At 66.7% G+C, this 20,135-nt stretch carries 18 protein-coding genes and 1 tRNA gene; 9 read left to right on the top strand and 10 right to left on the bottom strand.

The window, feature by feature from the left end; genetic code table 11:
• Positions 1–8 precede the first annotated feature (8 nt).
• The 5 genes from IG75_RS0121595 to IG75_RS0121575 all read left to right on the top strand — a co-directional run bounded on the left by IG75_RS0121595 (position 9) and on the right by IG75_RS0121575 (position 5,274).
• On the top strand, positions 9–827 hold the full coding sequence (locus IG75_RS0121595; protein ID WP_030525893.1) for a 3-(cis-5,6-dihydroxycyclohexa-1,3-dien-1-yl)propanoate dehydrogenase: 819 nt from the start codon (positions 9–11) through the stop codon (positions 825–827).
• Positions 827–1,987: an NAD(P)/FAD-dependent oxidoreductase gene (locus IG75_RS0121590; RefSeq protein WP_162183801.1), complete on the top strand. Its 1,161-nt coding sequence runs from the start codon at positions 827–829 to the stop codon at positions 1,985–1,987. Before IG75_RS0121595 ends, IG75_RS0121590 begins: the two co-directional genes overlap by 1 nt.
• Positions 1,984–2,958, top strand: a complete 975-nt coding sequence (locus IG75_RS0121585) for an NAD(P)H-dependent flavin oxidoreductase (RefSeq protein WP_051714786.1) — start codon at positions 1,984–1,986, stop codon at positions 2,956–2,958. Before IG75_RS0121590 ends, IG75_RS0121585 begins: the two co-directional genes overlap by 4 nt.
• 61 nt (positions 2,959–3,019) lie before the next feature.
• Complete coding sequence (locus tag IG75_RS0121580) at positions 3,020–4,567, top strand: class I adenylate-forming enzyme family protein (RefSeq protein WP_156059061.1); 1,548 nt, start codon at positions 3,020–3,022, stop codon at positions 4,565–4,567.
• Between the two features lie 104 nt (positions 4,568–4,671).
• Positions 4,672–5,274, top strand: a complete 603-nt coding sequence (locus IG75_RS0121575; RefSeq protein WP_030523125.1) for a TetR/AcrR family transcriptional regulator — start codon at positions 4,672–4,674, stop codon at positions 5,272–5,274.
• Positions 5,275–5,756: 482 nt separating this feature from the next.
• On the opposite strand, the gene IG75_RS0121570 is transcribed toward IG75_RS0121575, so the two are convergent.
• A complete protein-coding gene (locus IG75_RS0121570; protein ID WP_030523126.1) occupies positions 5,757–6,173 on the bottom strand; it encodes a RidA family protein in 417 nt (138 codons plus the stop codon).
• Between the two features lie 133 nt (positions 6,174–6,306).
• Between IG75_RS0121570 and IG75_RS0121565 the strand changes: the two genes are divergently transcribed.
• Positions 6,307–7,155, top strand: coding sequence for a helix-turn-helix domain-containing protein (locus tag IG75_RS0121565; protein ID WP_030523127.1), 849 nt, complete (start codon positions 6,307–6,309; stop codon positions 7,153–7,155).
• Positions 7,156–7,287: 132 nt separating this feature from the next.
• Entirely contained in the window at positions 7,288–8,424 is a 1,137-nt protein-coding gene (locus tag IG75_RS0121560; protein WP_030523128.1) for an oxidoreductase, read from the top strand.
• Between the two features lie 115 nt (positions 8,425–8,539).
• On the opposite strand, the gene IG75_RS0121555 is transcribed toward IG75_RS0121560, so the two are convergent.
• Both IG75_RS0121555 and IG75_RS0121550 read right to left on the bottom strand, forming a co-directional pair.
• Positions 8,540–9,361 carry an alpha/beta fold hydrolase gene (locus tag IG75_RS0121555; RefSeq protein WP_245713228.1) on the bottom strand — a complete coding sequence of 274 codons (822 nt, stop codon included), beginning with the start codon at positions 9,359–9,361 and terminating at the stop codon, positions 8,540–8,542.
• A gap of 326 nt (positions 9,362–9,687) precedes the next feature.
• Positions 9,688–9,760: transfer RNA gene (locus IG75_RS0121550), tRNA-Asn, on the bottom strand.
• 199 nt (positions 9,761–9,959) lie between these two features.
• On the opposite strand from IG75_RS0121550, the gene IG75_RS0121545 reads away from it, so the two are divergent.
• A complete protein-coding gene (locus IG75_RS0121545; protein WP_030523130.1) occupies positions 9,960–10,208 on the top strand; it encodes a hypothetical protein in 249 nt (82 codons plus the stop codon).
• Between the two features lie 11 nt (positions 10,209–10,219).
• Here IG75_RS0121545 and dnaG read toward each other — a convergent pair whose 3' ends face one another.
• The 3 genes from dnaG to IG75_RS0121530 form a co-directional block, all read right to left on the bottom strand.
• The gene (gene dnaG / locus IG75_RS0121540; protein WP_030523131.1) at positions 10,220–12,145 is read right to left on the bottom strand and encodes a DNA primase; all 1,926 of its coding nucleotides are present in this window, start codon (positions 12,143–12,145) and stop codon (positions 10,220–10,222) included.
• Positions 12,146–12,221: 76 nt separating this feature from the next.
• On the bottom strand, positions 12,222–13,469 hold the full coding sequence (locus IG75_RS0121535) for a deoxyguanosinetriphosphate triphosphohydrolase (RefSeq protein ID WP_373863755.1): 1,248 nt from the start codon (positions 13,467–13,469) through the stop codon (positions 12,222–12,224).
• A 68-nt stretch (positions 13,470–13,537) separates the two neighbouring features.
• Positions 13,538–14,110, bottom strand: a complete 573-nt coding sequence (locus IG75_RS0121530) for a YdcF family protein (protein WP_081877044.1) — start codon at positions 14,108–14,110, stop codon at positions 13,538–13,540.
• Positions 14,111–15,181: 1,071 nt separating this feature from the next.
• On the opposite strand from IG75_RS0121530, the gene IG75_RS0121520 reads away from it, so the two are divergent.
• On the top strand, positions 15,182–16,084 hold the full coding sequence (locus tag IG75_RS0121520) for a cutinase family protein (protein ID WP_030523135.1): 903 nt from the start codon (positions 15,182–15,184) through the stop codon (positions 16,082–16,084).
• Between the two features lie 180 nt (positions 16,085–16,264).
• On the opposite strand, the gene IG75_RS0121515 is transcribed toward IG75_RS0121520, so the two are convergent.
• The 4 genes from IG75_RS0121515 to IG75_RS0121500 form a co-directional block, all read right to left on the bottom strand.
• Complete coding sequence (locus IG75_RS0121515) at positions 16,265–17,125, bottom strand: hypothetical protein (protein ID WP_030523136.1); 861 nt, start codon at positions 17,123–17,125, stop codon at positions 16,265–16,267.
• Positions 17,126–17,388: 263 nt separating this feature from the next.
• Positions 17,389–18,066, bottom strand: coding sequence for an MBL fold metallo-hydrolase (locus IG75_RS0121510; protein ID WP_030523137.1), 678 nt, complete (start codon positions 18,064–18,066; stop codon positions 17,389–17,391).
• Positions 18,067–18,109: 43 nt separating this feature from the next.
• The gene (locus IG75_RS0121505; protein WP_030523138.1) at positions 18,110–18,511 is read right to left on the bottom strand and encodes a low affinity iron permease family protein; all 402 of its coding nucleotides are present in this window, start codon (positions 18,509–18,511) and stop codon (positions 18,110–18,112) included.
• 77 nt (positions 18,512–18,588) lie between these two features.
• A complete protein-coding gene (locus IG75_RS0121500; RefSeq protein WP_210436829.1) occupies positions 18,589–19,989 on the bottom strand; it encodes a glycine--tRNA ligase in 1,401 nt (466 codons plus the stop codon).
• Between the last annotated feature and the right edge of the window lie 146 nt (positions 19,990–20,135).

Here is a 20,135-nt window from a genome sequence, read left to right as displayed (position 1 = left end):
CACTTCGAATGGGACGACTGGAAGGACAGGTCGCGCTGGTCACCGGAGGTGGTGATGGCATCGGACGCGCGGTGGTCGACCGATACGTGCGCGAGGGCGCGAGCGTTGTTGTGCTGGAACGTGAGAAGCGGCTCGCGACAGAGGTCGCGGAAGCACATCCCGGCCGGGTCGCCACCGTGATCGGCGATGTCCGCGATCCCGCGGCCCATCTCGCGGCGACCGAACGCGCGCTCGACATGTTCGGGCAATTGGACACCTATGTCGGAAATGTCGGTGTGTACGACTTCGGCGCGAAACTCCACGACCTGGAGATCGTGGAGCTACCCGACAATTTCCACGAAATCTTCGCCACCAACGTACTCGGCTATCTACTCGGAGTGCGGGCAGCGATCTCGGCGCTGCGTAGCAGCCGGGGCTCGATCATCCTCACCAGCTCGTCCAGCGGTTCCTATGCGGGTGGTGGCGGCGCACTGTATGTGGCATCCAAGCACGCCGTGGTGGGGCTCGTCCGGCAGTTGGCCTACGAACTCGCACCGGACGTGCGGGTCAATGGCGTCGCTCCCGGGGCCACCCGCACCGGTCTGACCGGGATCGGAGATCTCGGCGGTGGTCGCCGTCTGTCCGAGGAGACGCGTCTGCTCGACAGCATCGCGAGGTCGATTCCACTGGGATTCGTGAGTGAGCCGGAACAGCAGGCCGGCCTCTACGTTTCACTGGCCTGCCCCGACGACACCGGCTTCGTCACCGGCGCGGTATTCCCGAACGATGGCGGGTTGGAAGTCCGCGGGCGCCGGGCCGCCGTCTGTCCGGGCCGAGAGGAGCAATGATGGCAACGCACCCGGACAGAGTGGTCATCGTGGGCGGCGGCCTGGCAGGTCACACGGCTGCCGTGACGCTGCGTAGGTCCGGGTTCCAGGGACAGATCACCCTGATCACGCAGGAGTCCGCCGAACCCTACGATCGACCGCCGCTGTCCAAGGAGCTGCTGGCAGGGGTGGCAACCCGGCCGACGTTGAGCCCCGGTCTCGGCGATCTCGGGGTCGAGATACAGACCGAGACCGTCGCGATCGGAATCCGGCACGGCGAAATCCTCACCACGGCCGGGAGGCTCCCCTTCGACGCCGCCATACTGGCACCCGGTCTGCGGGCACGGCGTCTGCCCAGCGAACTCGGTGCACCCGAGGCTCGGGTGCTGCGCACCTTCGACGACGCCGTCCGGCTGCGTGCCGAACTGACTCCGAATCGGACCATCCTGATCGTCGGCGCGGGCCTGATCGGGGTGGAGGTCGCGACGGCGGCCGCCGCGGCCGGTTGCCGAGTGACCGTCATCAGCCCTGAGTTCGGACCCGCCATGCCCGGAGTTCCCGACACAGTCCTCGACGAGATCCGCGGCTGGTACGACGAGTGCGGAATCCGGCTCACCGCCGGAGTCAGCGCTCTCGAAACCATACCCACCGGCGTGCGTCTGAGCGATTCCAGCGTGCATGTCGCCGACCTGGTGATCGCCGCTGTCGGTGGGTCGCCGGCGACATCGTGGCTGAACGACTCACCGGTCACCCTCGATCGGGCAGGGTTTCTGACCGCGGACGAATACCTGCGCACCAGCCTTCCCGGCGTCTACGCGGCCGGCGACGCGGTCGCCTGGCGCTCATCCCGATACGGAACAGATATGCATCTCGAACACTGGCAGCATGCGGCCGAGTCCGCACAGGTCGCGGCCCGGAACATTCTCGGTGCCGCCGAATCCTACGATCCGCTGCCCTACTTCTGGTCCAATCAGCTGGGCCACAGCCTGCACTATGTCGGCCGTCACGACCACACCGATACGGTCGAGATCCGCGCGGATACCCGCTCCGGACGATCAGTGACCTGGACCCGTGACGGGCACCCGACGGCCGTGTTGGCGCTCGACGCTCCGCATCTCGTCCGCCGTGCCCGCAGAACGCTCGAGTCGGCAACTCGACCGGAAGCCGGTGTGGTGCGTTGATATCGAAGAACCGACAGACCTTCGTCGAGCTCGTCGGATCGCTGCGGATTCCGGTCATGGCGGCCCCTATGTTCCTCGTCTCGGGCACCGAACTGGTCACCGCTGCCGCGCGTTCCGGAATCATCGGCACTTTTCCCGCCGCCAACGCGCGCACGATCGATGATCTGCGTGTCTTGATCGATGGCATCACAGCCGGCTCCGGCGGGGGCACGTGGGGAGTCAATCTCATCGTGCACCGCACCTACGATCGGCTCGACGCCGAACTGGACCTTCTGCAAGATGCCGCGCCGCCTCTCGTGATCACCGCGCTCGGCAATCCCCAGCGCGCACTCGCGGCCGCGCATGGCTGGGGTGGCCTGGTCCTCGCCCAGGTCAACACACCCGAACAGGCCCGTCGGGCCATCGCCGCCGGCGCGGATGGTGTCGCGGCCGTCTGCTCGGGGGCCGGAGGGCATACCGGAATGTACAGCCCCTTCTCGCTGATCACCGCGATTCGGGATTTCTGGGACGGACCGCTGATCGCTGGTGGCGCAGTGTGTTCGGGTGCGGGCATTCTCGCCATGCAGATCCTGGGCGCCGATATCGTCACCGTCGGTACGCGACTGCTCGCGACCTCGGAAAGCGGTGCCGCCGAGGGACACCGTCGGATGGTGATCGACGCGACAATCGCGGATATCACCACCTCGGACGAAGTGACCGGTGTCGCTGCGAATTGGCTCACCGAGAGCCTGCGCCTGCACACGTCGGCTTCCGGAAGCCCGACCGGCATCGATTTCTCGGGCGCGATCTCCGAATCCAAGGCCTGGCGGGATGTGTGGTCGGCCGGTGAGGGCGTCGGCGCGATTCGTGGTCGGGAATCGGTCGCCGAGGTCGTGTCCGTACTGGGCGCCGAGTACGAGGCGGCGGCGGCGCGTATCCGGCCGGGCTCGATTCCTCAGGTCACGGGCTCCACCGCGCACCTTTCCGACTGATCATCATGCAGAAAACTCGACAAGATATGTATCCGCTTAACTGGAGGTTGTGGTGGGCGCAGTGACTACCGAGGGAATGGACGGCCCGAGACGAGAATCGTCCGGAAGCATGGTCGAATGCCTGCGCCGGGCAATGATCGAGACACCCGACCGGGTCGCGATCATATCCGGAGACCGAACGCTGTCATACGCGGAGCTGGGCCGATCGGCGGCGGGCCTCGCGCGCCGCCTGACCGGGTTGCTCGCCGATGGACGCCCGGTCGCGGTAGTCATGCCGAACGGCCCCGAGCTGTCGGTGGCGATTTTCGCCACCTGGCTGGCCGGTGCACAGGTGGCCCTGATGAACCCCGCTTTTACCGGCCGCGAAATGCGACATCTGCTCGAACGGTCCGAGGCGAGTCTTGTGCTGGCAGTGGCCGGTGCCGCGGATACTGCCGCCGCCGCGGCGGAGTCACTCGGTCTCGAGTTCCTCGTGCTCGGCGAAAACGAGCCGGCCCTCGAATCCTGGTGCCACGACGAAACGCTTACTATCGGCGTGGATCAGCTGCCGCCACCTCACCGGCTCGCGACAATGATGTTTACCGGTGGTACCACCGGCGTGCCCAAAGGGGTCGATCACACTCACCACACATTGATGCTCACCGTCCGTGGCATGGAGGAGTGCTGGCCAACCAGGCTCGGCGCCGAAGTGTGGCTGAACGTGGCGCCGTCGTTTCATATCTGGGGGCTGCTGATGGGCATTCTCAACCCCGTCTACGGCTACGCGACCGTGGTGACCTATCAAAGATTCGATCCCGATTCGGTCGCCGCGGCGATCCGAGATCACGGCGTCACCGTCTTCGGCGGCGGTCCGGCCGAGGTATACGCCGGTCTGCTGTCGAGCGACCGTATCGATCGCGCGAATCTGTCGACACTTCGTATCTGTCCTGGCGGCGGGTCGAGATTCTCGGGTGCATTGCACGATCGCTGGATGCGTCGAACCGGTGTGGAGATTCGCGAGGCCTTCGGGATGACCGAACTGGCGCCGATCGCCTGTAATCGTTCGGACAGGCCGTCGCGGTTGGGTTCGGTCGGCCTGCCCGCCCTCTCGGTCGAGGTCCGGATTGTCGATCTGGAGGATCCGAACCGATTCACGGCCGCGGGCGAATCCGGAGAGATACAGGTCCGAGCGCCGCACATGACCGTCGGGTATCACGACCCGGCGCAGGGCGATGGGGCGTTCGTCGGTGGCTGGCTCAATACCGGGGATATCGGTTATCTCGATGAGGACGGCTACCTCTTTATTGTCGACCGCAAGAAAGACATGATCATCGTCGGCGGGTTCAATGTCTATCCGCGCGAAATCGACGAGACACTGTGCCGGTATCCGGGGATCACGGAGGCCGCCACGGTGGGCGTACCCGATGACCGGCGCGGAGAACGTCCTGTCTCATTCGTGGTCGCCGACGACGGTGTGGTCCTGGACGAGACAGCGTTGGCCGACTATTGCGCGGCTGATCTGGCGCACTACAAACAACCGCGGGAAATCCGAGTGGTGGATCAGTTGCCGAGGACGCCCGCGAGCAAGATCGACCGGATGGCGCTGCGCCGAATCGTGGCCGATGCGTGACAGGGCAGCTACGGCCGGTCCGCTGGTCCGGCGGACTCGTGAGATCATCCGCAGGTTAAACTGATGTCTTCGACTTCGGAGGCGCTACCGTGGGAGGCCTTGACGTGATTGCGCCACTGCCGGCCGAAGGGGAGTCGGCCTGGGAAGACAAGCGGCGACGTATCCTCGACGGTGCTGCGGCTGTCTTCTCCTCCCGCGGGTACAACAAGGGAACAACGAAGGAGATCGCGGCTCAGCTCGACCTCAGCCAGCCATCCATCTATCACTATGTCGGATCGAAGGCAGACCTGCTGCGTGAAATCGCGCAGCAGGTGGATCGAGACATGACGACCGCGTTGCACGAAGGCTTGGCGGAGGGTGATGATCCGATCACCCAACTGCGCGCGATCATCACCCGATTCACATACGCGGTGGTCGCAAACCATCTCACGTTCGCCGTATATCGCAGCGAGCAGCGCTGGTTGGAGCCGGCAGTGGCCGAGGAGGTACAACTCCACGAGCGTGAATTCGTGGCTACCGTTCGCAGCGTCGTCGAGAAGGTCCAGGCTTTGGGGCAGCTTCCGGAAGCACCGTCGTCGGTCTTGACCTTCGCCATTCTGAATATGGTCAGCGAAAGCCATCGCTGGTATCACGAGGAAGGCTCACTGGATCCCTCATCGGTCGCAGACGCCTATTGCAAACTCATCGGGCTGCCGGCACAGGGCTGACGGCGGCGCACAGTATTGGAGGCGGCCTTCACCGTAGCCACCACCGAACTCGGCCGGCGGCGTCTGTCTTCGCTTCGATGCCGCCGGGCTGCGTCACCAAGGCAGCGAATCGGCTGGTCCACTTGATCAGCGTGGCGATCCCCGAGGGCCGCGAGCCCCGCACCGGGTCACCTTCCGGCGACCGGCGACCTCTGTGGGCAGACCACAACAATCCGAGCGTGTCCGAGCTTCCCCTGCTCCCCGGACAAGTGGGTGTCGGGGGGAGCTCGGTCCACGCGCATCAAAGAAATAGAACGCTTCGCCGAGCTCACCTGGGAACACGTCACACACGGGCATGTTCGGTACGCGGACCCGCCGGTAGCGAGGGTTCGATGGTGTGCAGGTTCACAGTATCTTGCGTAACAGGCCTGGATCGGCCGGCCAGGGAATCGACGGCCTGCCCGGAACCTCTCCGCTGTTCCGATGCCTTGCGGCTCCACCGGTCAGTCGCTACCGCGAGAACCTTCAACCGGGCAGAGGGCGATCACTTCGATTTCGATCTGCCATTCCGGCTGGGCCAGCGCAGACACCTCCAACAAAGTATCCGCCGGATAGGGCTCAGCGAGAAATTCGGCGCGCAGTTCGAGGACATCGGGGAGATTGGCGGCCATGTCGCGCACGAAGATGCCGACCTTCACCACATCGGCCAGCGTCGCGCCCGCTGCGGCCAGAACGGTCTCGACGTTGCGGAAGGCCTGGCGCCCTTGTGCACGGAAGCCTCCTGACACTGTCGTGCCGTCCTCGGTGAAACCGGCCTGGCCCGAGACATAGATCATTCCGTTGGCCACGACGGCCTGGGAGATGCGATAGGGGTGATACCAATCGGGGTCGGTGGCGATCTTGTGGATTCGGGCGGCCATCGGGCAGTCCTTTCGCTGGTCGGTACGCAGTGTCAGCACTGAGCTTGACCAGCGTCGGCTCCGACAACCAGCCCCTACCGCACCCATGACCAGTCAACCGGGGCCTGACCGACCCACCTTATAATCGTCCTCTGTGGGCGATGTTGAGCAAATCGGCAGTTTTCTGTCCTCGCGCCGTGGGCGGCTACGGCCGGAAGACGTCGGTCTCCCCTACTTCGGCACCCGGCGGCGCGTGCCTGGCCTGCGTCGCGAAGAACTCGCACAAATCGCCGGCATAAGCGCCGACTACTACGCCCGTTTGGAGCAGGGACGGCTGGAGAACGTCTCCACCGAGATCCTCGACGCTGTCGCAACCGCCCTGCAACTGAGCCCCGATGAGCGCATTCACCTGCACAACCTGGCCCGCCCACCGTCGCCGGCCGACCTCGTCGAGCCGAATTCGCCGACCTTGCGCCCGGCCCTGCGCGTACTCTTGGCCGCGCTCGAGTTCGTGCCCGCCTACATCATCGGCCATCACACCGATCTGCTGGGCTGGAATCGGGCGGCGGAATTGGTCTTCGGGATCGATTTCGCCGACTTACCGGGCGAGCAGCGCAACTGGACGCAACTGGTCTTCCTGGATCCCCGCATCCGCGCGCTGTTCGCCGACGAGCACCCCGCCCTGGCTCGCCAGGTCGCCACCGATCTGCGCTTGCGGATCGGCCACCGGCCCGGCGATGTCGCCCTCACTGCGCTGATCACACGAATGCGGTCGGCCAGCACACAGTTCGATGAGCTCTGGACCAGCCATGACGTCAACGATGTGGCATTCGGCACCTATTACATCCAGCATCCCGATCTGGGCCGGATCGAACTCGACTACGAGTTCTTCTCGCCGATAGCCGATCCGGGGGTCCGCGCCCTGGTGACCTACACCGCCAAGCCCGGTAGTCGCACCGAGCAGGCGTTGCGCACGCTCATCGAGCGCGACCGGCAAAGCTAGGTCTGCCGGACCCAGGCTCTCGGAACAGCGGTGCGCCGGGCACTGGCCCCTGCCGACACGGTCGGGAAGGCTCGTCGTCGCGTGCTCGGCACGGGCCGTGCACGCAGCCCGACCAGACGAGGAGTTGACCCGTTGACAACCACCGAACGCACTCTGACCCACCCGGCCTTGGAGCCGTTTCACCTCGCGGCGCTACCGCTACGCAATCGCCTGGCGGTCGCTCCGATGACTCGCGTATCCGCGGCACCAGATGGCGTGCCGACCGCGCAGATGGTCGATTACTACCGTGAATTCGCCACGGGCGGTTTCGGTTTGATCACCACCGAGGGCATCTACACCGATTCCACCCACAGCCAGGGCTACTTCAATCAGCCAGGCCTGGTGACCGACCGGCATGTCGAGGGTTGGCAGGCTGTGGTCGAGGCCGTCCACTCCGGCGGAGCCGCGATAACGGCCCAGCTGATGCATGCGGGCGCGATCTCGCAGGGCAACGCCCGCGGTTTCGAGCCCATAGGCCCGTCGGCCGTTCGGCCACGCGGACAGATGATGGTCGATTACGGCGGAGCGGGTGGCGCGTGGGGTGTGCCCCGAGAGATGTCGGCAAGCGATATCGACGACGTAGTCGGCGGTTTCGTCACCGCCGCCGAGAACGCGCGAGCGGCCGGCTTCGACGGTGTCGAAATACATGGCGCGAACGGTTACCTGCTCGACCAGTTTCTCACCGACTACACCAATCAGCGCACCGACGAGTACGGAGGACCGGTGACGAACCGCATCCGACTCACCGCGCGGGTGCTGAACGAAGTGTGCGCCGCTGTAGGCGATTTTCCGGTCGGTGTGCGACTGTCGCAGACCAAGGTCAACGACTTCAGCTATCGATGGCCCGGCGGCGAGGCCGACGCACGGGTGGTATTCGCCGCCCTGACAGCGGCCAGTTTCCTGCATATCGCCAGCGAGGGTAGGGATTTCATCGACACCGCGCGTTTCCCGAGCGGTACGACCATCACCCAGCTGGCACGCGAGGTCTCCGGCCGGCCGGTTGTGGCCAACGGTGGCATGCATGTGCTGGAGCAAGCCGCGAAGGTTCTCGCCGGGGGGCATGCCGACGTACTGTCGCTGGGTCGCGGCGCACTGGCGAATCCAGATCTGCCGCGCCGCATCCAGGATGGCGCCGCACTCGCGGCTTTCGACTACGCCATGCTGCATCCGATGGCAACCCTGGACTCGGCCGCCGCATGGCGTGCCCGCACGGAGTCGGATCCGGTCTAGATCGGCGTCTGTCGCTCGCGACCGGCTCGAATCACATGTGTGATGGGCGCCCGGCCCGCCTGACACCGCCGGCCGGGCGATCGGTCCCCAGCGGTCAGTCGCCCCGCACGGTGGGCTACAGCATCGAATCGCCCAGGAATCGAACGACGTCGTCCACGAAATGTGGATGCGAGGCCGCGCCGAGGTGGCCGGTGCGCGGGTACAGGATGAGACGCGCGGCCGGGATGCCGTCGGCGGTGCACCGAAGGGTCTCTGTGCTGTAGGAGCCATCGCGGTCGCCGCCGACGATCAAGGTGGGCATCGTGATCTCGCCGAGCCTTCCGGTGAGATCGAAACCGTCCTCGGCCATCAAGAAGTGGTGGGTGTCGGCCGGTACCTTCGGCCGAACCAGCGGATCGGCCAACCACATCGCCGCCCCCGCCAGACGGGCGCCCACCGGATCGGCGACGGTGGCCGGCGCCAAGTGATGCAGCCCGGGCCTACCCGCCAGCATTGCCTCCGCATAGCGGCGCTGACCGATCCGCAGAACCGGATCCAACCGGCACGCCGCCGACACAACAACGAGTTTGCACACTACCTCGGGATGATCGGCGGCCAGCTGCAGGGCGATCGAACCACCGGAGGACACACCGAGGACATCAACCGGTTCGCCGAATTCGGCGCGCAAAGCGTCGGCATGTTCGTCGGCGAAATCGGCCATGGTGGCACCGGCCACTGTACCCGGCGCCCGGCCCACCGTGTACACCCGGAACCGCCGGGCGAGACCGGCCAGCTTCTTCAACTCCGAGGACCGCATCCGTCCGGTCGGATTGGCGTGATCCGGGGTGAACCAGCGCAGAAATACCAGCGGCCGGCCACTACCGAACGCCAGATACGGCATGCCGTGCCGCAGCAGGCCTTCTGTCACCGCGACCTCGACGCCGCCTCTGTTCATCATCGTTCCGATCGTTGTCCCATCACTGTCGATGTCGACGCTAATCGCGGCAATGTGGTCGGGCGATGACCTCGGAGATCATGAATTCGTGGCACCTCTGATCTCCGAACCCACCGACTCGACCCGAAGTTCGGGACGGTGCCGTCGGCAGCCGGGTGGTGCGGAATTATCGGCGTCAGGCCTACCTTCAGTGGCACGAACCCACGAAAGACGATCGCCATCTCGTTCGACCGGATGGGAATTCGGTGCGGGAACCTGGTGCATTTTTGCTAATCGGCCGAAAAAACCGCAGGTCAAGCCCCACCATCGGACCCGGCCTGCGGTTTGTGCTCCCCCAACTGGACTCGAACCAGTAACCTGCCGATTAACAGTCGGCTGCTCTGCCAATTGAGCTATAGGGGATTGCTCGGTGGCCTCGCCCGTACCGGGCCGACCGAGAGCAAACTTTAGCGTATGGGTGGGTGCGCGCCCAAATCGCCGGGTCGAGCCGGGGCGGGCGGCCGAAACCGGGCCCGACCGGCGGTGGGGACCGGATCGACAGGTGTCGGTGCTGTCGGGCAGGATGGGTCGGCACGGACTACTGGGAGGAGCTCCACCCACAATGTTGCGGTTGATCATCGGTATCGCTGCCGGTTATGTGCTGGGCAGTAAGGCCGGGCGGGCACGTTATGAGCAGATCAGCGCGAGTGCCCGCGCGGTCGCGGGGAGCCCGGTGACGCGCAAGCTGGTGCAGGTGAGCAGACAGAAGCTGTCGGACAAGTTGAGTACCCAGCCGAAACTGGAGCCGATGGAGCCGCTCGACGAGCGCACCACCGTGATGGTCCCGCACGATCAGCTCCGGCGGCGATAGCTCACCGCGGGTCAGGCGGCGCCGAATTCGCTGGTGCCCATGGCCTGTTCCAGCAGACTCTTGCGGTACTGCTCGAGCGCGACGAGGTCGGCGAACAACGCCATATAGGTCTCCGGTTCGTCGACCGAGGAGACGCGGTGCAGCCGTGACTTGAGTTCGGCGATCTGCCGTCCGACCAGGGCGGCCTGGGCGTTGGCCAGGACTCCGGTGATGAACCGGGGGATATCGCCGGTGGTCTTCACCGGCAGCGGTTCGCTGGCGAGCTCGGAGACCAGGGCGCGCAGCGTGAGGTCGTCGGTGCGATCGCTGATCGTGCCCACCCAGTCCGCACCCGAGAGGCCCGCGGACACTCCCCCGGCCTCGGCCATGAGGGTGCGGACGGCGACATAGGCGGGGTGGGTGAAGGCGTCGGCTTCCAGGGCGTCGAACGCCGGGCCCGCGATCTCGGGGTATTGCAGGCCGGCGGTGAGAGCCTGCCGCTGGGAACGCAGCACCGGGTCGCGAGGGTCGGGGCGGGCGGCAGGCGGCGTGGGACCGGACTGCTCGCCCCGGGGCGCACGCGCGGGCGGGGCGGCCGCCGCGCCGCGCAACTTGCGGGCCTCCTCGTCGACCCGGCGGTACACCAGCTGCGGATCCTGCCAGCCGGTCCATTCGGCGAGCTGGGTCGCATAGCGTTTGCGCAGGCCGTGGTCCTTGATCTGGGCGACGATGGGAACCGCCCAGCGCATCACCTCGACCTGGCTGTCGTAGGTGAGGGCACGGGTGCGGCTGTCCTCGCGTTTGGCGATCTCCTGGCGCAGCGCGAAATCGAACAGCGGTTCGCGGCGGGCGACCATATCGCGCAGGGCGGCATCACCGGACTGCTGGCGCATCTCGCAGGGGTCCTGGCCGTCGGGCGAGACCACGACGTAGGTCTGCCCGGCGACCTTCTGGTCACCGAGGAATGCCTTGAGGGCGGCGGCCTGACCGGCGGCGTCACCGTCGAAGGTGAAGATGATCTCCCCACGCCAGAAGTTGTCGTCCATGAGCAGCCGCCGCAGGATCGCCAGGTGGTCGTCACCGAAGGCGGTGCCGCAGGCGGCGACGGCGGTTTTCACCCCGGCCAGATGCATGGCCATCACATCGGTGTAGCCCTCGACGACCACGGCCTGATGGCCCTTGGCGATCTCCCGTTTGGCGTGGTCGAGACCGAACAGCACCTGTGATTTCTTGTACAGCAGGGTTTCCGGGGTGTTCACGTATTTTCCCGGCATGGTGTCGTCTTCGAAGAGTTTGCGGGCGCCGAAACCGATCACATCGCCGCCGAGATTGCGGATCGGCCACAGCAGCCGCCGGTGGAACCGGTCGATCGGGCCGCGCCGGCCCTGCCGGGACAGACCGGCCGCCTCGAGCTCTTTGAAATCGAAGCCCCGGTTCAGCAGGTGCTTGGTGAGGGCGTCCCAGCCGTCGGGAGCATAGCCACAGCCGAACTGGGTCCAGGCGGCCTCGTCGAAGTTACGGTCGGTGAGGTACTTGCGGGCGACCGTGGCGTCGGGGCCGCGCAGCCGCTCGACATAGAACTCGTGGGCCGCGGCATTGGCGGCCACCAGCCGGGACCGGGTGCCGCGGTCGCGCTGGACCGATGTCCCGCCGCCCTCGTAGTTGATCCGGTAGCCGATCCGGTCGGCCATCTGCTCGACGGCTTCCACGAAACCGATGTGCTCGATCTTCTGCAGGAAGGCATACACATCACCGCCCTCGTTGCATCCGAAACAGTGGAACAGGCCGTGGTTGGGCCGCACATGGAAGGACGGGGACTTCTCGTCGTGGAACGGGCACAGCCCCTTCATCGAGTCCGCGCCACCCCGTTTGAGCGCCACGTACTCGCCCACCACATCCTCGATCCGGACGCGCTCCCGAATGGCGGTGATATCGCGAGCAGGTATTCGTCCGGTCACGGAGTCGAGTCTAGGCGAGCGGGTACACGCCGGAACCCGAGCACCCTGACGCCGGGCGGCGCTACCGTGCGCACCGTCACGAATCCAGGGTGGCGGCGATGCGTTCCAGGCGGCTCTCGGTGTAGGAGGCGATCTGGTCGACGATCACCCGGACCCGGGCGCTGTCGTCGGCGGCGGTCTCCCACCAGGGCAGCAGCAGTGGATCGAGCGCGGCGGGGCCGGTGGCGAGCAGGTGTTCGGCGACGGCGGTGAGGCGGGCGCGCTGCTCGGCCTGGCGCAACTTGTGGTCGGGATCGGACATGACGTAGCGCAGCGCGACGGTCTTCAGGACGGCGACCTCGGCGGCGGCCACCGGCGGCACCACCAGGTCGGCGGAGTAGCGGGCGAGCGGTCCGGGATGGGCCGCGCGCGTCGCCACGACCGCCGCGTTCGCGAACCGGCCGACGAGTTCACTGGTGAGCCGTTTCAAGGCGACCGAACTGGCGAGGGCGCCGTCGTAGACGAACACATCCGCGACAACCGGCAGCTCGGACAGCCGCTGCGCGGCGGCCACCAGATCGTCGACCGAGAGGCCGCGATGCTGTACATGTCCCAGCTCGGCCAGCGCGACCCGCTCCACCGGATCGGCCAGCGCGCGCAGATCGATCCGCCCGGCGATGATGCCGTCCTCCACGTCGTGCACCGAGTAGGCCACATCATCGGACCAGTCCATCACCTGGCATTCCAGCGCCGGCCGCCGCTCCGGGGCGCCCTTGCGGACCCAGGACAACCGGTCCGCGTCCGCCTCGTAGGCGCCGAATTTGCCGCCCGCCTCGGTGCGATGCCACGGATATTTGATCGCGGCGTCGAGCGCGGCGCGGGTGAGATTGAGCCCGACACTGCCGCCGTAGGAATCGAGGACCTTCGGTTCGAGCCGGGTGAGGATTCGTAGATTCTGGGCGTTGCCCTCGAACCCGCCGAAATCGGTGGCGAAGATATCCAGCGCTTTCTCGCCGTTGTGACCGTAGGGCGGATGGCCGATATCGTGCGCCAGACCCGCGAGTTCGGCCAGGTCGGGGTCGCAGCCGAGGCCGTCGGCGATACCGCGGCCGATCTGTGCGACCTCCAGCGAATGCGTGAGCCGGGTGCGCGGCGTGTCCCCGTCGCGGGGACCCATCACCTGGGTCTTGTCGGCGAGGCGGCGCAGCGCGGCCGAATGCAGCACGCGCGCACGGTCGCGCGCGAATTCGGTGCGGTGCCCGTTTCCATGGGCTCCGGCACCGGCGAGGCCGGCCGTTTTGGGCGCCTCGCCGACCAGGCGTTCGCGGTCGTGCTCGGTGTAGATCACCGCACCCAGTCTGCCATCGGGCAGTGACCGGCCGGGAGGTCCGGCAGCACCGGCGGGTGAAGGCTTCACTGCCCGGCGGTGTAGTTGAAATCCGCCGAGAAATGGGTGAGCTGATACCAGAGCAGGGCCGCGGTCTCCCGGGCGATACCGTGCGCCTGCGATTCCCGGGTGTACACCGCGGGACCGGTGCGGGTGGGTGCGGTCCAGGCGTCCAGTCCGGCGTCGCGGGCCATGGTGCGGGTCCGCAGCGAATGCCACGGATCGCTGACCAGCACTGCGGAACCGAGTCCGCGTTCCTGCATCGCGGCGGCCACGGCCTCCACACTGCGCAGCGTGTCGGAACCGGTCTCCACGGCGAGGATGGCGCTCTCCGGGACACCCGCGTCCATCAGGTACATCTTTCCCGAGGCGGCCTCGGTGTACAGATCCCCCTCCTGTTTGCCACCGACCGTGATGACCAGGTCCGACACCCCCTGCTCGTACAGGCTCGCCGCCTGATAGAGGCGCGCCTCGAACACCGATGACGGTGTCCCGGAGTACTGCGCGGCGCCCAGCACCACAATGGCGTCGGCAGGTGTGTAGTCCTCGATCCGCGCCACCTGCCACACCCGCACGGCGGTACCGCCCACCAGGATCATTCCCACCACCAGGGCACCGCCGAGCAGCCGCCCGGCCCAGCGCAGGATCCCGGCACCGATCCCGCGCGCAGCACCGGAATCGGCACGCGAATCCGGTCGTGTACGCACTGGGGTCCAAGTCACGCCTCAAGTCTGCCAGGCAGGCTCGGGGCCCCGGACACCGCGCGAGCACAGGACCCCCACCCCGCCGTAACGCCAAGATTCGAGGTTTGCGCTGGTCACGGAATTACCAAAGGGGAGGCGCCGCCGCCAGGGACGTGAGCGGGAAGGCGTGGGCACCCGTTCCCCGGCGGGACGGGCACTTCTTGTGGCCCGAATCGTTATCAGCGACCCTCCGGCCGAGGGAAGAAACACGTTTTACAGACCTCACCCGGCCGCGCGCAGTGACTCCGCTCCAGCCCGGAAACCGTAGTCGAGCATCACTTCCTCGTACGCAGGCACCGCCTCGCGTCCCGACACTCGACGGTCTCCATCGTCGACGAGCTGGAAGGCAGGTCTTGGCCGAGCGCCACCGCGCCGAACGTGACCGCCGCAGCTACGCCGTGCACCTCACCCCGAGCGGCCACGAACGGCTCGCCGCCGCGGAAACCACCACCGACCGGGTGAGGGCCGAACTGCCGGCACCGTCCGCGGAGGTGGCCCATGCGGGAGGATCCGAGGACCCCGGCCGTGACGATCGATGCCGACGCGTGGTCCGCGCGGGATCGCCGGAACCTGCACGACCTGCCTACCCACCTCCTCGAACACGCCCGGCTACCGAGTGAGCGCGCCACACCGGCAGGGGCGCCGAAACCACCGTGAGCGGGCGAATTTCGCGGCACAGCGCCGCCGGACAGTGAATATCCCGTTGATCAGGGCCGAACACCGGTACATTCGACTTTCGGAACGGGCGCCGATGTGCTTGGCTATCCCTCGGCGAGATCTGAAGTGCCTCTGATCCATCCATCGGGGTCGACGAACTCGCACCCACACGTCACACCACAAAGGCGTGGCATGCCCGTCGACTGTTTTGGGAATCCTGGGAACAGGTGAACGGCCGGTGGCCGTCTCGGTGAGCACATGGAGCACACGATGTTTTCTCGTTGGAAGAGCGCCACCGCCGGCATGGCGGTAACCCTCGCGTCGGTCCTCGCCCCCGCCGTGGCCACGACCGCCCAGGCGGCGCCCGCGAACTGCCCCGACCTGTATGTGGTCGCGATACCGGGCACCTGGGAGACGTCGAAGTCCGACCCCGGCAAGGGAATGCTCGCCCTGGCCGCCGACGGCCTGCCGGGCAACGCCCACACCGATTACGTCGCCTATACCGCCACCGCCTTCCCCTGGGAGGGCGAGGTCTACGGCCGCTCGAAGAACGAGGCCGTATCCGGAGCCCGCGGACTGATCTCCGATGTGGCACGGCGCTGCGGAAATACCCGATTCGCGCTGCTCGGCTACAGCCAGGGCGCCGACGCCGCCGGTGACCTCGCCTCCGAGATCGGGACCGGGCTCGGCGTGGTCTCGCCGGACCGGGTGGGCCTGGTCGGCCTGATCGCCGACCCGCGCCGCTCCCCTCTCGACAACCTCATCGGCCCACCGGTCCTGGGCGCCGGCGCCGGTGGCCCCCGGCTGACCGGTTTCGGCTGGTTGAGCAACCGCACCTACACTTTCTGCGCCGTCGGCGACCTGTACTGCTCGACCCCCGACGGGGATTTCGCCGCCCGGATCGCCGGATTCTTCGCCCAGGTCTCCAACGCCGACCCCACCCAGCTCGGCAACTACCAGACCCTCGGCATGCAGCTGCTCAACGACGCCCTCGCCGCCGGCGGCCTCGGCCTGCTGCACGACCAGCTCAACGGCACCGCCTACGAGGAGCGCAAGAAGCAGGTCGACGACTTCGTGAAATCCGGTATTCACCAGAGCTACCCGAGCTACCAGGTGGCCGGCGGGGTCACCACGCTGAGCTGGCTGCGACAGAAACTGGTCGAACTGTCCTGAGTCGAACCGCTCCCGGCGCCGTCGCTCGGGTCACGGTCGCCGGGAGCGGTGTAGGCCCGATTCGGGCCTCCCTCCGGACGAGCGATCACCATCTGCCGGTGATCGCTTCGGTCATGGAGTAGGCACGAGGCGACTCGGGCCCGAAGTCCGGCGCTCGCCGACTCGCCACGTCCCGTACTCTCAGCCGCTGGGAGGGTCGAAGCGGATCATCCCCAACAGCGCGTCCTTCAATTCCAGCCCGTCGACAGGCTTCTTGGCGTACATGTACATACGCTTCCCGCCGGGGTCCTTCTTTTCTTCCTCGGTCGGCGGTCTGAGCTTGTCGCCGTCGTAGATGAACAGGACACCGGGATCGCGATCTCGTGCCATGAAATCCTGTACGACGCTGCCCCCTATATGCGTCCAGGGTCTGTTCGGTTCCGATCCTCCGTGCACACGTGCGTCCTCCACGAGCTTCGGAACTCCGAGACCTGGCTCCGCCGAGACCCAGCGGAATTCCAGATTCATCTTGATCAGTTTCCCGCCTTGCTCCGCCTGCATCGTGTCCAAGAGCCCGATAAGCCTGTTTTCCTCCGCCGAAAACTTCTTTCCGCGTATTTCCTCGAACGACGCAAGAAGCTTGGCGTCGCCGACCATGTTCTGCAGAGAGAGCTTGTCGGCGAGGTCGGCGAAGGCAGCTCTGTCCGCTTGGGTCAGTCTCAGAACGAAATGTTGTGCGCGATCGGATCCCGGCCCGTCGTCGTGGGATCCGGTCACCGGCGAGGGAGCTTCCGTTTCCAGTGGCGGCGATGCCTCTGCCGGGCGTTCCGCGAGCCCTCGCCGGGAATCCGCCGGCGACCGCTCCGGCCCACCCGTCGGGATCTGCTGTCTGCCGTGTTCTTCGGCGCCTCGATACGTCACCGCCGCCCGGTCGGCGCCCTCCGAGATGCCGTCCACTCTGCCGTGAAGGTGGCCGCCGGCCCGTCTGCTGAGCAGCTCTACCAAGTCGTCCCGCAACCGCCGGACCAGCTCCTTGGCAGTGCCGTCAAGAAAGTCTTTCACCGCGTAAGACCCCCCGGTCGCCGCGCCGACGGAGTTCGCGCGCGGAGCTCATAGCGTACCCGCGGCAGCTCCGGCCGTCAGACCGCCGTGGACAGTTCCGCGGCCGATACCGCACTCCACCGTCGGGCGGCCGCCGGTGCTTCGGTCAGCGCGACCGACCGGTACCGGCAGCGCCCGGACCCGTCCCATCGACGCTCCTCCCACGGCCTACCGCGGCCAGCTCCCCGAGTCGCCTCCGCGCCGAGGTGGTATCACGCCAGGATCTACCAGCCGCGGCTTTTCCACTCCGCCAGCTGCGGCCGTTCGGCACCGAGGGTGGTGTCGTCACCGTGGCCCGGGTACACGACCGTATCGTCGCCGTAGCGATCGAAGAGCTTGGTGGTCACCCCGTCGAGCAAGGTGGCGAAATCCTCGGGACGCCAAGTTTTCCCGATACCTCCTGGAAAAAGGCAGTCGCCGGTGAACAGGTGGGTCCGGCCGGACCCGTCCGTCAGCGCGAGAGTTACCGAACCCGGCGTATGCCCGACCAGATGGATCACTTCGAGGGAAAGGTCGCCGACGGTGACGGTGTCGCCTTCGGCCAGGATGCGCTGCGGCAGTACCGGAAGCGGGTCGGCGTCCAGGGAGTGGGCCGCCGTCGGTGCGTCTGTGGCGGCGGCGACGGCTTCGAGGGCCTGCCAGTGGTCGCCGTGCTGGTGGGTGGTGACGATCAGGCCGACCCCGTCGGTGGTCTCCTGCTCGATCAGCTCGAGGATGCGGTCGGCTTCGTTGGCCGCGTCGACGAGCAGGGCGGCGCCGGTGGCGGCGCACTGGACGAGGTAGGTGTTGTTGTCCATCGGGCCGACCGACATCTTGGTCACCCGGGCGCCCGGGACCTCGCGGCGCTGCGGCGCGGAACCCGGTGAGACATGGCCGGTGTAGGTGGTATCGATGGTGATCACACCCCGATGCTAGCGAGGACCGGGGCAGGTTTCCGGCCGACTCTCAGCTGCTTTCCCGGTCTTCGAGGCCGACAGCGGCAAGTAGCTCGCGCCGGTCCTCTTCCAGGCCGGGGACGGTGGACATCAGATCGGCCGGGCTGTCGGCGATGGCGTTGAGTTTCTGCTGGACGGCGTCGTCGGCACGCTTCTCGGTGTTCTGCAGCAGCGCCACCATCAGGAAGGTGATGATGGTGGTGATCGTGTTGATCACCAACTGCCAGGTGTCGATGGGCAGGAGCACGATCGAGGGAGCCCACAGGACCACGATCAGTACGCACGCCGTGAAGTACCACGAGCGCGACACCCAGCTGCCGACCCGTCCGGCGAAGCGGTCGAACACCGGTATATCGCTGCGGATATCGGAGGGCATCACCGCCGTGCTGCCGTTCCGGTCGTCGTCGGACATGGCCTGCTCCTTCCGCTCCCGCTCACGCACTACCCCGATCGGGCGGCGGGAACGACGAGGAGCGGAAGGAACGCAGGTCAGCAGCCGATGAGTCGCTGCGCCAAATAGCCTTCGACCTGATCCAGGGCGATCCGTTCCTGGGTCATGGTGTCGCGTTCGCGCACCGTGACGGCATGGTCGTCGAGGGTGTCGAAATCGACGGTGATGCAAAACGGGGTGCCGATCTCGTCCTGGCGGCGGTAGCGGCGGCCGATGGCGCCGGCGTCGTCGAACTCCACGTTCCAGTGCTGGCGCAGCCGGGCGGCGAGGTCTTTGGCCTTGGGGGTGAGGTCGGCGTTGCGCGACAGCGGCAGCACCGCGGCCTTGACCGGCGAAAGGCGACGGTCCAGGCGCAGTACCGTGCGGGTGTCCACACCGCCCTTCGCGTTCGGGGCCTGGTCCTCGGCGTAGGCGTCGACGAGGAATGCCATCAGCGACCGGGTGAGGCCGGCGGCCGGCTCGATCACGTACGGGACGTAGCGTTCCTCGGTGGTCTGGTCGTAGTAGCTCAGTTCCGCGCCGGAATGCTTGGCGTGCGTGGACAGGTCGTAATCGGTGCGGTTGGCGACACCTTCCAGTTCGCCCCATTCACCGCCCTGGAAACCGAAGCGGTACTCGATATCGGTGGTACCGGCCGAGTAGTGCGAGAGCTTCTCTTTCGGGTGCTCGTACAGGCGCAGGTTCTCCGGGTCGATACCCAGGCCGGTGTACCAGGAGAAGCGGGTGTCGATCCAGTACTTGTGCCATTCGGCGTCTTCGCCCGGCTTGACGAAGAATTCCATCTCCATCTGCTCGAACTCGCGGGTGCGGAAGATGAAGTTGCCGGGGGTGATCTCGTTGCGGAAGCTCTTGCCGATCTGGGCGATACCGAACGGCGGCTTCTTGCGCGCGGTGGTCATCACGTTCGCGAAGTTCACGAAGATGCCCTGGGCGGTCTCGGGGCGCAGGTAGTGCAGGCCCTCTTCGTCGTCCACCGGGCCCAGGAACGTTTTCAGCAGGCCGGAGAAGTTCTTCGGCTCGGTCCAGCTGCCGGGCTGGCCGGTTTCCGGGTCGTTGATATCGGCGAGTCCGTTGACCGGCGGGTGGCCGTGTTTGGCTTCGTAGGCCTCGAGCAGATGGTCGGCCCGGTAGCGCTTGTGGGTGTGCAGGGATTCGACGAGCGGATCGGAGAAGGTCTCGACATGGCCGGAGGCCACCCAGACCTGGCGCGGCAGGATCACCGACGAGTCGAGGCCGACCACATCCTCGCGGCTGGTGACCATGGACCGCCACCACTGCTTCTTGATGTTCTCCTTGAGCTCGACGCCCAGCGGACCGTAGTCCCACGCCGATTTGGTACCGCCGTAGATCTCACCGCACGGGTACACCAGGCCCCGGCGCTTGGCGAGGTTGGCAACGGTGTCCACCTTCGACTTGGGTGCCACGCGAGAATTCTCCATCCACTACGAATCGCCAGTAGTTACGCTGCCCGGATCGGGCTACGTGATCGCAGTTGCCCACGGTAGCTGCACTGCCGTGCACGGCTGATCGGGTACAGCCTAGTAGGTGCCCGCGAGCCCGGCCCATCCGCAGCCCGCGCGCGCCC

The sequence above is a fragment of the Nocardia rhamnosiphila NBRC 108938 genome (genome assembly GCF_000720425.1).
GTDB lineage: Bacteria > Actinomycetota > Actinomycetes > Mycobacteriales > Mycobacteriaceae > Nocardia > Nocardia rhamnosiphila.
This window is presented reverse-complemented; position numbering and strand designations above follow the sequence as displayed.

Bases quoted from the DNA above. Each gene is read 5' to 3' on its own strand.
- IG75_RS0121570 (WP_030523126.1), bottom strand. From the start codon at position 6,173: ATGGCCGCCCGAATCCACAAGATCGCCACCGACCCCGATTGGTATCAC.
- IG75_RS0121545 (WP_030523130.1), top strand. From the start codon at position 9,960: ATGTTGCGGTTGATCATCGGTATCGCTGCCGGTTATGTGCTGGGCAGT.
- IG75_RS0121595 (WP_030525893.1), top strand. From the start codon at position 9: ATGGGACGACTGGAAGGACAGGTCGCGCTGGTCACCGGAGGTGGTGAT.
- IG75_RS0121520 (WP_030523135.1), top strand. From the start codon at position 15,182: ATGTTTTCTCGTTGGAAGAGCGCCACCGCCGGCATGGCGGTAACCCTC.
- IG75_RS0121505 (WP_030523138.1), bottom strand. From the start codon at position 18,511: ATGTCCGACGACGACCGGAACGGCAGCACGGCGGTGATGCCCTCCGAT.
- IG75_RS0121530 (WP_081877044.1), bottom strand. From the start codon at position 14,110: ATGATCCTGGTGGGCGGTACCGCCGTGCGGGTGTGGCAGGTGGCGCGG.
- IG75_RS0121555 (WP_245713228.1), bottom strand. From the start codon at position 9,361: ATGATGAACAGAGGCGGCGTCGAGGTCGCGGTGACAGAAGGCCTGCTG.
- IG75_RS0121590 (WP_162183801.1), top strand. From the start codon at position 827: ATGGCAACGCACCCGGACAGAGTGGTCATCGTGGGCGGCGGCCTGGCA.
- IG75_RS0121500 (WP_210436829.1), bottom strand. From the start codon at position 19,989: ATGGAGAATTCTCGCGTGGCACCCAAGTCGAAGGTGGACACCGTTGCC.